The organism is Nocardia sp. NPDC050630, from assembly GCF_044457245.1.
Lineage (GTDB): Bacteria > Actinomycetota > Actinomycetes > Mycobacteriales > Mycobacteriaceae > Nocardia.
Genome location: NZ_JBITGN010000008.1, coordinates 143865 through 156506, shown reverse-complemented (window position 1 = coordinate 156506; position 12642 = coordinate 143865). Strand labels below are relative to the sequence as shown.

Genomic DNA, 12642 nt, shown 5'->3' with positions numbered 1-12642 from the left:
AGTTCTTGCTTTACCATTGAACACGTGTTTAATATACTAAACATGTGTTCAACCAGAGAGCCGTATCGCAAGGACCCGCCGAACTAGGAGGCGCCGCGTGACGCCGGCCCCGAATTCGGATCTCAGCACCGCAGCTCGCATTCGCGATATCGCGATCGAGGTGTTCGGTGACAACGGATTCCAGGTCGGAGTGCGCGCGATCGCCGCAGCGGCCGGTGTATCTCCCGGACTGGTCAACCATCATTTCGGCTCCAAGGATGGCCTGCGGGCCGCCTGCGACGAGCGGGTGCTGGAGTTGATCCGGGCCCAGAAGTGGAAGACCGCCACCGAGACAAACGTCGCCAAAAGCATGCTCGACGCCATGTCCGAGATCGAGGCATACGGCCCGCTGGTCGCCTACATGGTGCGCAGCCTGCAGGCGGGCGGGCCGTTGGCCGAGTCACTGCTCGAGCACATGATCTCCGATGCCGAGGAGTACATCCAGGCAGGTGTCGAGGCGGGCACCATCAAACCGAGCCGTGACCCGGCCGCGCGGGCCAGATACCTGACGACAGTCAATGTCGGCGCGACCGTCCTGTACTTCACCCTGCTGCAAAACCGCGGCGAAAAGCTCGACTACCGCAAACTCGTTCGCACCTTGAGCGAGGAGTTCATGCTGCCCGCCGCGGAGCTTTACACCCAGGGATTCCTTACCGACCCAACGATTTTGGACACCCTTACCAAGGAGACCTGATGTCCGACGTCATCGAAGTTCGCGATCTGCACAAGAACTTCGGCCACTTCGCCGCCCTGAACGGGCTGGATCTCGCGGTCCGCGAGGGCGAAATCCACGGCTTCCTCGGCCCGAACGGCGCGGGTAAGTCGACCAGCATCCGCATCCTGCTCGGCATTCTACGGGCCAGCTCCGGCGAGGTCCGCCTACTCGGGCGCGATCCGTGGACCGACGCGGTCGAGCTACACCGCGAAATCGCTTATGTGCCAGGGGATGTCACACTATGGCCGTCGTTATCCGGCGGGGAAACCATCGACCTACTGGCCAGAATGCGCGGGGAAATCAATGCGCAGCGCCGGGAGGAATTGATAGAGCGATTCGATCTGGATCCGCGCAAGAAGGCGCGCACCTATTCCAAGGGCAACCGGCAGAAGGTCGCCTTGATCTCCGCGCTCGCCTCCGATGTGCGCCTGCTACTGCTCGACGAACCGACCTCAGGTCTGGATCCCTTGATGGAACAGGTTTTTCGCGAATGCGTCGAGGAGGCCAATCAGCGCGGCACCACGGTTCTACTGTCGAGTCACATCCTGTCCGAGGTAGAGGTGCTCTGTGACCGGGTGACCATTATCCGAGCCGGACGTACCGTCGAGAGCGGATCGCTGTCGGATATGCGGCACCTTTCGCGTACCTCCATTACCGCCGAATTGCTCGGCGACCCAGGCGATCTCAGCCGAATCGCGGGCGTCGAGGACATCGAACGCGATGGTTCGACGCTGCGCTGCCAGGTGGATGGGGAACATCTCGGCGAGTTGATCCGGATCCTCGGTGATGTCGGAGTGCGCAGTCTCACCAGTGCGCCGCCAACGCTGGAGGAACTGTTCATGCGGCACTACCACGTCGACGGCGCGACGTCCGAGCAGGCAAGGGCGACCATGGAGAAGGTGGGATCATGACAACCGCGACCGCGGGCGGCCGCCATTACGCCGCACCCGCCGTGCGCGGGTCGGCCGACTTCGCCGGTACCTCCCAGTTGCTGCGATTGTTCTTGCGTCGCGACCGCATCGTCTTGCCGCTGTGGGTACTTGCCTTCGGACTGCTGCCCGCCTTCTACGTCAGCAGCGCAAAGGCCGTGTACACCACACAGGCCGACCTCGATCATGCCGCGAAGTCGGTTATGGAAAGCCCTGCGCTCGTCGCCATGTACGGGCCGGTCTTCAGCACCGATCTCGGCTCGATCGGGCTGTGGAAAGCCGGGCCGTTCTACGCGATGATCGCGATCGCGACGATCCTCACCGTTATCCGGCACACCCGGGTCGAGGAGGAGACCGGTCGCGCGGAATTGGTCGGCGCCACCAGCATCGGCCGCTATGCCGGATTGACCGCCGCCATGATCATGACGGCGACCGGCTGTCTGATCGTCGCGGTCCTGAGCACCCTCGCGCTCTCCGGCAGCGACCTGCCCGCGGCTGGTTCGCTGGCCTACGGCGCGACACTCGGCTGTTCAGGTCTGGTCTGGGCCGGGGTCGCCGCCATCGCGGCACAGGTGAGTGTGGGGGCGCGGGTCGCGCGGGGGGTGGCATTCGGCGCACTCGGCACGGCCTTCGCGCTGCGCGCGGTCGGCGACGCCGGAAACGGTGTGCTGTCATGGTTTTCACCGCTCGGCTGGTGCATCAATCTGCGGCCGTACGCGAATGAGCGCTGGTGGGTGCTGATTCCGCTGCTCACGGTTGCCATTGCGACTACTGGCGCAGCGTATATGCTTCTGCGGCAACGTGATACGGGTTCAGGTCTGCTCGCCGAGCGGCCTGGCGCACCGGTAGCGGCGCCCGCACTCTCCGGTCCATCCGGACTGGCTTGGCGGCTGCAGCGCGGCTCGCTGCTGGCGTGGTCCATCGGTTTCCTGCTCTACGGATCACTGATGGGCGGCGCAATCAACAGCGTCGGCGATATGCTCGACAACAGTAACCAGGTTCGCGACGTGATCAACCGGATGGGCGGCACCGATGTGCTGCAGAATTCGTTCATCACGTTCGCCCTCGGCATGCTGGCCATCGCGGCATCGGCCTACTCCATCTCGGCCGTGCTTCGACTGCACGAGGAGGAGTCCAGCCAGCGCGCCGAGGCCACACTGGCCGGTTCGGTGAGCCGAGAACGCTACGCGCTCAGCCATATCGGCATCGCGGTACTCGGACCGGTGGTGCTGCTGTTCCTCGCGGGTGCGGCGGTCGGAATCCTCTACGGCATCTCGGATGGCGATCTGGCGGGCAAGGTGGGCGACTGCCTCGGTGGGGCGGCGGTGCAATTGCCCGCGGTGTGGGTGCTCACCGCGATCACGGTGGCGATCTACGGGCTCGCACCCCGCTACACGCCGGTCGCGTGGGGCGTACTGAGCACGATGATCATCATCTTCGTCATCGGCGCGCTCGACGGGCTGCCCCAGTGGGTGCGCGATCTGGTTCCCTTCACGCACCCGCCGAAGCTGCCGGGCTCGGCCTTCGAGGCCACGCCGATCCTGTGGCTGCTCGGGATCGTGGTCGTGCTGCTCGGGGTCGGGATCGTGGGCTTCCGTCGCCGCGACCTGCGCTGATATTCGGATCGGTGCCCCGCAACGAGTTTCACCACCCGTTGCGGGGCCCTGTTGCGCGTTCGGAGTCGTCGAGGAGCCGCTACGCGGTATCCGGCGAGGATCAGTCCGGTGAGGTCGGCGGGCAGGCTAGGTTCCGAGGTCGAACCGGACGCCGGAACGTAGCAGCGCGGTGGCGGACAGCCCGAACATACGGTGGAAAGTCTCGCTGAAGTGCGAGGGGGTGGCGAAACCGGCGTCTGTGGCGCATCGGGTGAGATCGCGGCCGTCCGCGGCGTCCCGTAGTGCGTGGATGACCCGGGCCCACCGCTGGTAGCCGCGAAATGTGGTGCCGCTGCGCTGGGCGAACACCCGGAGAAAATGCGGGGTGGACAGACCCAGGTTCGCGGCGACCGCATCGGCACGGTAGATCCGATTCGGGTCCCGGCGAATCGCGGTGGCGACCCGCTCGATCCGCGGATCGGCAACCGGTGCCCGACCGGCACTGGCCCGAGCGAAGATCTGGTCCGGATCCACGTCATCGCTACGGCACAGCTCGACGAGCTCCTGTTCGCGCCGGTGGCCGAGGCCGTAAGGCCCGGTGGTCACCGTCATCTCGTCCGCGATGGCGGTTGCCGGCGCACCGGCGGGATCGACGAACAGCAGCAGGATCCACCCTTCCGGTGCGAGCACACGGTGCACCGAGTGGGCGGGGGCGAACGAACTACCGGTGCGTACATCCCCATGTGCGGCCGTCTCGAGGATGAACGGCCCGTGCAGGCCCACGCTGAGCACCGCTACCGAGACCGAATGCGGGTCCACGCCCAGCTCTGGCCCGATGTAACCGACATGCCCCGGCCGCAGCCACACCATCGGCGACATTGCCGGACCGCATATTTCCGAAAGCGCACCCACCGTCACAGCTGCCAGGGTATCGCTGCGTCGTTTGCACGCAGCGGCCGATGAAGACCATCACGAGCAGCCCGGAGGGCAGATCATGCGAGGCAAAGTTCCACCACGAGTTCAATTCCTGGCCGCACGCACGCCGGGACAGCAATGACCACCATCGACGTTGCCGAGATGACAGAGCTGTCCTCACCATCACCGGATGCCGATTCCGTGACGGGCCACAGCGTGGCCGGGTTGCTGCGTCCTTATCTGGGGAGCTTCGCCGCTCTTGTCATCTTTCAGGTGATCGGTGCTGTCGCGGGTCTGGCGCCTTTGCTCGCGGTTGTCGAATTGGGTCGAATTCTGTTGTCGCCCTTCGCGATCAATCACGGTCACGTCTGGATCGTCGTGATAGCGGGCGCGGTCGGGTTATTGATCCGACTGTTGTTCACCGCCGCATCCTCGGGAATCGGGCATATTGTCGATGGCCGGGTACAGCTGTCGTTCCGCAGGCAATTGGCGGCACGGTTGGGGCACGTACCTATCGGCTGGTTCTCCCGGCGCCGGACCGGCGAATTGGCAAAGGTGGTGGGTGAGGACGTCAGTGCCGTGCACCCGTTCATCGCCCACGCCCCGGGCGAGCTCATCGCCGCCTTCGTGGTGCCACTGGTGTCGCTGATCTATTTGTTCACCATCGACTGGCGGCTCACCCTGATCACGCTGATACCAGTGGTGTTGGCGGTGGCGCTGGTCCCGCTGATGATGACCCCGACGCGGCAGCGCGAGCAGGAAGAGTTCGATACGGCCATGGGACGGATTTCGAATTCCGTCATCGAATTCGTACAGGGCATCTCGGTGGTCAAGGCGTTCGGCGGATCCGGGCGCGCGCACCGTAAATTCCGCACGGCCGCAGACGATTTCGTCGCCGCCTTCTACCGGTGGGTGCACGGCGTCTCCGGGATCGCCGCGGGCATGCAGCTTGCACTGTCACCACCGTTCGTGCTGCTGGTCGTGCTCATCGGCGGTGCGGTTCTGATCACCAACGGCGCCATGGCCCCGGCCGATCTGCTGCCGTTCCTGCTACTCGGACTCGGCCTGACCGCTCCGGTGGCGGCCCTCGGCCACGGCTTCGACGATATGCAGGCCGCCCGGCGCGCGGTCGGACGAATCCAGGAAGTGCTTGCGGTGCAGTCACTTCCGGAGCCCACGCACCCGGTCGCACCGCAGGGGTACCAGGTGGAACTGCGCGAGGTTCGATTCGGTTACGACGACGAGCACGAGGTACTGCGCGGGATCGACCTGGTGCTGTCGCCCGGGACGGTCACCGCGCTCGTCGGGCCGTCGGGCAGTGGAAAGTCCACCCTGGTTCAACTTTTGCCGCGGTTCTTCGATCCGACGCACGGGTCGGTCACCCTCGGCGGTGTCGATCTGCGCGAAATCGGCAGTCCGGAGCTCTATCGGATGGTCTCCTTCGTCTTTCAGGATGTTCGACTGCTGCGCGCGTCGGTCGCGGACAATATCGCGCTCGCGGTACCGCATGCCGACATCGATGACGTGGTGCGCGCCGCCCGGCTGGCGAATATCCACGATCGAATTCTCGAGCTGCCGCACGGATACGACACCGTGATCGATGCGCAGGCGGGACTGTCCGGCGGTGAGGCACAGCGGATTTCGATCGCACGCGCACTGCTCGCCGACACACCCGTGCTGGCGCTCGACGAGGCGACCGCTTTCGCCGACCCGCAGACCGAACAGGCGGTGCGTCAGGCCTTGGCGACGCTGGCGGGCGATCGGACGATTCTGATCATCGCCCATCGCATGGAGACGATCGCCGACGCGGACACCGTGGTGATGCTGGAGCACGGGTCCATCGTCGAGCACGGCAGGCCCGCCGAACTCCTCGCACAGGGCGGAAAGTTCGCGGCGTTCTGGCATTCACAACGATCGGCAATCGACCCCGAAACCCCGTGGGGAATGACAACCGGCGGGGCGGGTAAATACGGCGCCGCACAAGGAGACGAGCGATGATTCGAATGCTACTGCGCGTGCTCGGACCCGAGTATGCCAAGCCGGTACGTCGCACCTTGGTCCTGATGACGACGACCGCGATAGCCGAGGGTTTGTCCTACGCACTGCTGGTTCCCGTACTGCGGGAACTGTTCGGGAGCACACCCGCGGCCGCCCGGCCCTGGCTGATCGCCTTCGCGGCCGCCGTCGCGGTCTACGCGGCGCTGCGCTATCGCAGCGATCTGTCCGGCTTCCGGGTCGGGACCACCCTATTGCGCGGCATGTATCACCGGCTCGGCGACCATCTGGCCCGATTGCCGCTCGGCTGGTACGGCCATGGCCGTGTCGGGGAGGTGTCCGTCCTGGCCAGCCGCGGTGTGCTGCAGGCGATGAGCGTGATCGCGCATCTGCTGGCACCGTTCATCTCCGCCGCGGTGACTCCGCTGACAATCGTCGCCGTGATGTTCGCCTACAACTGGCAACTGGGGTCGGCCGCATTGCTGGCCGCCCCGATCATTGCGGCGATCCAGATCTGGACCGGACGCTCAATGGCCGCCGACGATGCGCAGCGCGTCGAACGCGACCACGAGGCCACCGGACGCGTCATCGAATATCTCCAGGCCCAGCCGGTGCTGCGGGCGGGCGGGCGGACCGCCGAACGCTTTCGGTTGCTCGACGACTCACTGCACGAAGTCCAGCGCACATCCCGCCGCACCACGCTGTCGGCGCTACCGGGCATAGTAGGCCTGGCGATCACGGTGCAGGCGACATTCACCGCCCTACTCACGCTGGGTGCCTACCTCGCCCTCGGCGGAGCTGGGCTACCCGGTCGCGCCGCCGCTCCCATCGGCGCGGCAGAGCTTTTGGCGATCCTGGTGCTGGCCGCCCGCTGCGCGGAGCCGCTGCTGTCGCTATCGGAAATCGGTGGCAAACTCCGCGGCGCGCGTTCGGTGCTCACGAGACTCGAGACGGTATTGCGCACCGAACCGCTACCGGAAGCTCCCAACCCGATCCAGCCGGTGGGTGGTGACGTGGAGTTCGAATCCATCACCTTCCGCCAGGGCGACCGCACCGTGTTCGACGATGTGTCGCTGTCGGTACCAGCGGGCCAACGGCTTGCCGTTGTCGGACCGTCGGGAGCGGGTAAAACCACCCTGCTGCAATTGCTCGCGCGGTTCTACGACGTGGACGCGGGCGCGGTCCGGGTCGGTGGCGTGGACGTCCGCGCGATCGCCACCGACGTGCTGATGGACCAGATCGCCATCGTTTTCCAGGATGTCTATCTCTTCGACGGCACCATCGAGGAAAACGTGCGCCTCGGCCGTCCCGACGCCGAGGACGCCGAAGTGCGGGCGGCAGCGAGCGCAGCGCGGTTGGACGAGGTGATCGAGCGATTGCCCGGCGGCTGGGCGGCGCATGTCGGCGAGGGCGGCGCACTGCTTTCCGGTGGTGAACGCCAGCGGGTTTCGATCGCGCGAGCACTGCTGAAGAATGCGCCCATCGTGCTGCTGGACGAGGTGACCTCGGCGCTGGATCCGGTGAATGAGGCGGCCGTCCACGACGGTATCGAGCGCTTGATGGTGGGGCGGACGGTGGTGCTGGTCGCGCATCGGCTGCGGACCGTCCAACGCGCCGATCACATCGTCTTCCTGGACGGCGGCCGGATCATCGAACAGGGCACGCACATCGAACTCCTGCACCGCGCTGGCCGCTACGCCGAGTTCTGGAATCTATCCCTGACATCTTGACCAGCCGATACCGATATTCGGCTACACCAGTGTTCGTGTCACTAATGGGAACACCTACCAGCTGTGGGTAACGTCTGCTCCGTTATCGAAGCGAAATAAGCAGACGAGGCATATGTCGAGGACCCGAAGCTTTACCCGGCTGACCGCGGCCGCTGCCGCGGGTTTGATCGGACTTGCTGTGGCGGCGTTGCCCGCGCAGGCACAGCAGAGTCCGGACAACCCGCAGTACGCGCCGACCATGCTCATTCTGGACGCGTCCGGTTCCATGCAGCGCCCCGATCCGTCGGGCACCATGATGGATGCCGCAAAGACCGCCGTGCGAAACTTCGTCGGTTCCGCACCCGCGACATCCAAAGTGGGGTTGACCGTTTACGGCACGAACACCGGAAATACCGAGGCGGAGAAGGCATCCGGCTGCCGTGACGTCCGGGTTCTGCACAAACCCGAAACCCTGGACCGGACCGCATTGACCAGCGCGGTCGACGGAATCAGGGCCAGTGGCTGGACGCCGATGGGCACCGCACTGCGCCAAGCCGCCGAGACACTGCCGAAATCGGGTCCGCGCTCGATCGTCCTGGTCTCCGACGGCGACGACACCTGCTCCCCACCCGAGCCCTGTGAAGTCGCCCGCGAATTGAAAAAGCAGGGGCTCGATCTCATCGTGCACACCATCGGATTCGCCGTCGACGCCAAGGCCCGCGCCCAGTTGACCTGCATGGCGCAGGCCACCGGTGGTACCTACAGCGATGCCGCCGACGGTCCCGCACTCGAACGGACGCTGCCGCGCATATCATCGGCCGCCCTGCGCAATTACAAGGCCGTCGGCATACCGATCACCGGCGCCCCGACCTATGCCGCCGCGCCGGTCGCGGCCCCCGGCCAGTATCTGGACACCATCGGGCAGCGGGAAAAGCGCTACTGGGCAGTCGATGTCCCGACGGGTGCGACCGCGTATTTCAGTGGCACCCTATCCTTTCCGCGACTGCGTGCGATCTCCCCGACCGAAGATCTGAACGTGCTGCAAATGCGGGTCTACGGTGCGGATGGCGAGGACTGCAATGTCTTCGAATTCGAGAGCTCCACCAAATCCAGCGACGGTGTCGCGCTCACCGTGGCGAAGGCCTTCGACGGTGCGACCAAGGAACGCACGGGCAACAGCGGCTCCGATAAGTGCAAAGGCGGCGGCCGCTACTACTTCCAATTGGCGTGGGAGAAGGTATCCGCCGGTGTGCCGGAACGACTTCCGATCGAACTCATCGTCGGTATAGAACCCGCGGTGACCGACGCCGGTCCGATCGCGGTCGCACCGCCGACGACCTTCGTTGAACCGAACGGTGCGGATGCGCCGGTAGCCGGCGGCTCATCGTTCACTGTGGCAGCTACGCTGCCGGGCAGCGGTCGCTACACCGATGCGCTCCAGCCGGGTGAATTCGTCTTCTATCGCGTCAGATTGGACTGGGGCCAGGGCCTCGCGTATCGAGTTCGGTTCGGGGCCAATGGCGTTCGCGGACTCGACAACCTCTCCAATATCCGAACCACCCTCTACAGCCCGATCCGCGAGGAGATCGATTCGGACTTCTCCTCCTATACCGGCACCGAGGGTGTCCTGCCGACGAATAAGGCGATAGCCACGGTGCCGATTCGGTACAACAACCGCAAGGCCGACCAACTGGAGCCACGACGGGAGGCGGTGGCCGGTTGGTACTACATCGCCGTCAAACTCGGCTCGACCTTCGAGCAGGGTGAGAACCGTCCGGTACCGGTGCAATTGGATCTCACCGTCACCGATACCAAGGACAGCGGTCCGAAGTACGCGAGCACCATCGGCGACGGAGTTTTCGGCGAGAATTCGACCGGCGTGAAGACGCCGACGAGCCGCACGCCGGGTGCGGCGCCCGCGGTGGCGGAATCGCGGGCCTCCGATTCGAATTCGTCGACCGATTTGATCGCGATCGGTGTGATCGGGTCTGCGATCATCGGCGTGGCCGGTGTGCTGATCGGATTCCTAATCGTACGCAGACGACGCGGATAGCGCCGAAGCCCGCGGGCGCCAACCGTGTCAGCGGGCTGCTTCGAGACCGAGCTTTCCGGCGAGGCGGCTCAGATATGCGCGCACGTCCTCGGCGTCGCGATCGGGCAGCCCGAAAACCGCTTCGGTGATACCCAATTCGGCCCACTGGGCGAGCTGTGCGGCGTCGTGACGTCCGGCCAGCGCAATGATTTCCGGACTGCCCTCGCGCTCATGTTCACGCCAAATCCGATGCAGCAGTTCGATCTTCTCCCCGAGGCCATCCTCGGTGGGGGTGGTAAGCCAGCCGTCGGCGTTCTTGGCCAGCCAGGTGAACGACTGCTCGGTCCCGGCCGCGCCGAGAATCACCGGAATCCGTTTCTGCACCGGCTTGGGCCAAGACCAACTCGGTCCGAAATTCACGAATTGCCCTGCGAAGCTGGCCTCATCCTCCGACCACAATGCGCGCATGGCATCCAGATGTTCACGCAATACTGTTCTGCGCTTATTCGCGGGTACTCCGTGATGCGCCATTTCGTCGGTATTCCAGCCGAAACCGACGCCGAGGCTGACCCGACCGCCGGACAGGTGATCCAGCGAGGCGAGGGTTTTGGCCAGCGTGATCGGATGATGTTCGGCGGGCAGGGCGACCGCGGTGGACAAGGTGATCCGGCTGGTGACCGCCGCCGCGGTGGCCAGCGCGACCCATGGGTCCAGCGTGCGCAGATACCGGTCGTCGGGCAGGCTCGCATCCCCAGTGCGCGGATGCGCCGCCGCCCGAACCACCGGAATATGGGTATGTTCGGGCACGTAGAAGGCGTCGAATCCGGCCTGTTCGGCGGCCGCGGCCGCATCGGCGGGCGTAATGCCCCGGTCACTGGTGAACAACACAATTCCGTACCGCACCGTGCGCGCTCCCATCGCTAAATTAGAACAAGTTCTATCACTTTTAGCGGCGTCGACCAAGTGTCCGGACAGCCGTCCAAACCTCGAGACGGTCCCTCGGACCACTACGGATGCGAACCCGGGCCTCGGTTGACTACGGTCGCGCTCATGGGTCCGGACACATTTTCAGGAGGAGACGACACCGCCCCGAGCGATCAAGCGGCCAGGCGGCCGCGCTTGCGATTCCTGCGAGCGCCCCGCGTGCCAGTCGTCAAACAGGCGGTCGACCTGCTGGTCGCCGACCGTCCGGCCACCGCCGACCACATCGTCGCCGCACCGACACCGCTGCAGCCGATCGATCTCACCGACGATGCCCGCGTCGCCGAGGTGCTCGATTTGGCAGTGCGGGTGGGTGAGGTGGTGCTCGCCTCAGGTACAGGTGTCAACGACACGATGACCCAGGTGCGTTTCATCGCCGCCACCTACGGACTGGCTCGCTGCGATATCGACGTCACCTATGACGCGATCAGGATCTGGGCCGACCGCGGTCCGCTGCTGCCGCCTGCCAGCAGCATGCGGGTCGTCAAATACCGATCCCTCGACTTCACTCGCCTCGCCGCCGTCGACCGGCTCACCCGCCGCATCCGTAATGAGGTCGTCCCGCCCAGGGACGCACGTGCCCGCCTGGACGCCATCACCTCGGCGCCGCATCCGTACCACCGGTGGGTCGCCACCTTCGGGTGGTCGCTGCTGGCCGCATCGATCGCCGCGCTGCTCGGCGGCGGTTGGCTGGTCGCCGCCGTCAGCTTCGGCACCACCCTGGCCATCGACCGCGTCAATCGCGTGCTGAATCGCTACGGTCTGCCGTTCTTCTTCCAGCATGTGGTGGGCGGCGCTGTCGCGGCGACACCGGCCCTGCTGCTGGCCGCCTTGGTGGCAACGCTGCACATCGATGTCGACCCGACACTGGTCATCGCCGCCGGAATCACCGTGCTGCTCAGTGGTTTGCAGTTGGTCGGCGCGGTGCAGGACGCGATAACCGGCGCGCCGATCACCGCGACCGCCCGCATGCTCGAGGTCATGATGATGACCGGCGGCATTATCGCGGGCATCGCCATGGCACTGCGAATCGGCGATATCGTCGGCGCCACTATCCCACCGGTCTATCTGACCTCCAGCCGCGATATCACCGATCTGCCGATCAAGATCGTGGCCGGTGCGGTGGCCGCACTGGCGTTCGCACTCGCCTGCTACGCCGAACGCCGCGCCCTCGCCGCTGCCGCCTTCGGCGGTGCGGCGGGCACGATCTGTTTTCTGTTCGTACAGCATCTGGGCTTCGGTCCGGTGATCTCCTCCGCGGTCGCCGCGACGCTGGTCGGTCTGGCCGGTGGCCTGATGGCGCGCCGGGCGCTGACTCCCCCGCTGGTTGTCGCGCTCGCGGGGATCACCCCGCTGCTCCCCGGCCTGAAGGTGTATCGCGGGCTTTACGCGCTGCTCAACGACGAGCTGTTGATCGGAGGCAATCAGGTGCTCGCCGCGGTCGGCGTCGGATGTGCGCTGGCCGCGGGCGTCACCCTCGGCGAGTGGTTCGACCGCACTGTGCGCCGACCGAGGATCCTGAGCCGATTCGGCTCGATCCGCCGACCGGTCATCGTGCACCGGCGGCGCCATCCGCATCGTCGCGATCCCGGCCGTCGACCATGATGTGGCCGATCACCCGATCCTCTACCGAACTCGTCTCCGCCCGACCGGATTTCGTGCACTGACCCTGCGCTATCTCACTGCGATGTGGGCACCCCGGGGTGAGAATTGTCCACCCTCGGGTTTGCTG

The 12642-nt window shown here is 65.6% G+C and carries 9 protein-coding genes; 7 read left to right on the top strand and 2 right to left on the bottom strand.

The genetic code is table 11. The annotated features are described in order from the left end of the window. Window positions 1-97: 97 nt before the first annotated feature. From ACIBG0_RS21820 to ACIBG0_RS21810, 3 genes are read left to right on the top strand one after another with little or no spacing between them, the layout of a single operon-like run. Window positions 98-733, top strand: coding sequence for a TetR family transcriptional regulator (locus tag ACIBG0_RS21820; RefSeq protein WP_397034786.1), 636 nt, complete (start codon window positions 98-100; stop codon window positions 731-733). After that, window positions 733-1665 (top strand): ATP-binding cassette domain-containing protein, encoded by a 933-nt coding sequence (locus ACIBG0_RS21815; RefSeq protein WP_397034785.1) that lies wholly within the window; start codon window positions 733-735, stop codon window positions 1663-1665. The genes ACIBG0_RS21820 and ACIBG0_RS21815 overlap by 1 nt, the downstream gene beginning before the upstream one ends. Further along, window positions 1662-3299, top strand: coding sequence for an ABC transporter permease (locus ACIBG0_RS21810; RefSeq protein WP_397034784.1), 1638 nt, complete (start codon window positions 1662-1664; stop codon window positions 3297-3299). Before ACIBG0_RS21815 ends, ACIBG0_RS21810 begins: the two co-directional genes overlap by 4 nt. Window positions 3300-3425: 126 nt before the next feature. Here the strand turns inward: ACIBG0_RS21810 and ACIBG0_RS21805 are convergent, their stop codons facing one another. Beyond that, a complete protein-coding gene (locus tag ACIBG0_RS21805; RefSeq protein WP_397034783.1) occupies window positions 3426-4196 on the bottom strand; it encodes a helix-turn-helix domain-containing protein in 771 nt (256 codons plus the stop codon). Between the two features lie 135 nt (window positions 4197-4331). Here ACIBG0_RS21805 and ACIBG0_RS21800 point away from each other — a divergent pair, with 135 nt between their 5' ends. The 3 genes from ACIBG0_RS21800 (at window position 4332) to ACIBG0_RS21790 (ending at window position 9950) form a co-directional block, all read left to right on the top strand. After that, window positions 4332-6191: an ABC transporter ATP-binding protein gene (locus ACIBG0_RS21800; RefSeq protein ID WP_397034782.1), complete on the top strand. Its 1860-nt coding sequence runs from the start codon at window positions 4332-4334 to the stop codon at window positions 6189-6191. Beyond that, window positions 6188-7918 carry an ABC transporter ATP-binding protein gene (locus ACIBG0_RS21795; RefSeq protein WP_397034781.1) on the top strand — a complete coding sequence of 577 codons (1731 nt, stop codon included), beginning with the start codon at window positions 6188-6190 and terminating at the stop codon, window positions 7916-7918. The genes ACIBG0_RS21800 and ACIBG0_RS21795 overlap by 4 nt, the downstream gene beginning before the upstream one ends. Before the next feature lie 112 nt (window positions 7919-8030). Continuing rightward, window positions 8031-9950 carry a VWA domain-containing protein gene (locus ACIBG0_RS21790; RefSeq protein ID WP_397034780.1) on the top strand — a complete coding sequence of 640 codons (1920 nt, stop codon included), beginning with the start codon at window positions 8031-8033 and terminating at the stop codon, window positions 9948-9950. A 27-nt stretch (window positions 9951-9977) separates the two neighbouring features. On the opposite strand, the gene ACIBG0_RS21785 is transcribed toward ACIBG0_RS21790, so the two are convergent. Continuing rightward, complete coding sequence (locus tag ACIBG0_RS21785; RefSeq protein WP_397034948.1) at window positions 9978-10832, bottom strand: TIGR03619 family F420-dependent LLM class oxidoreductase; 855 nt, start codon at window positions 10830-10832, stop codon at window positions 9978-9980. A 240-nt stretch (window positions 10833-11072) separates the two neighbouring features. Between ACIBG0_RS21785 and ACIBG0_RS21780 the strand changes: the two genes are divergently transcribed. Next, window positions 11073-12515, top strand: coding sequence for a threonine/serine exporter ThrE family protein (locus ACIBG0_RS21780; RefSeq protein WP_397034947.1), 1443 nt, complete (start codon window positions 11073-11075; stop codon window positions 12513-12515). The last annotated feature ends 127 nt before the right edge of the window (window positions 12516-12642 follow it).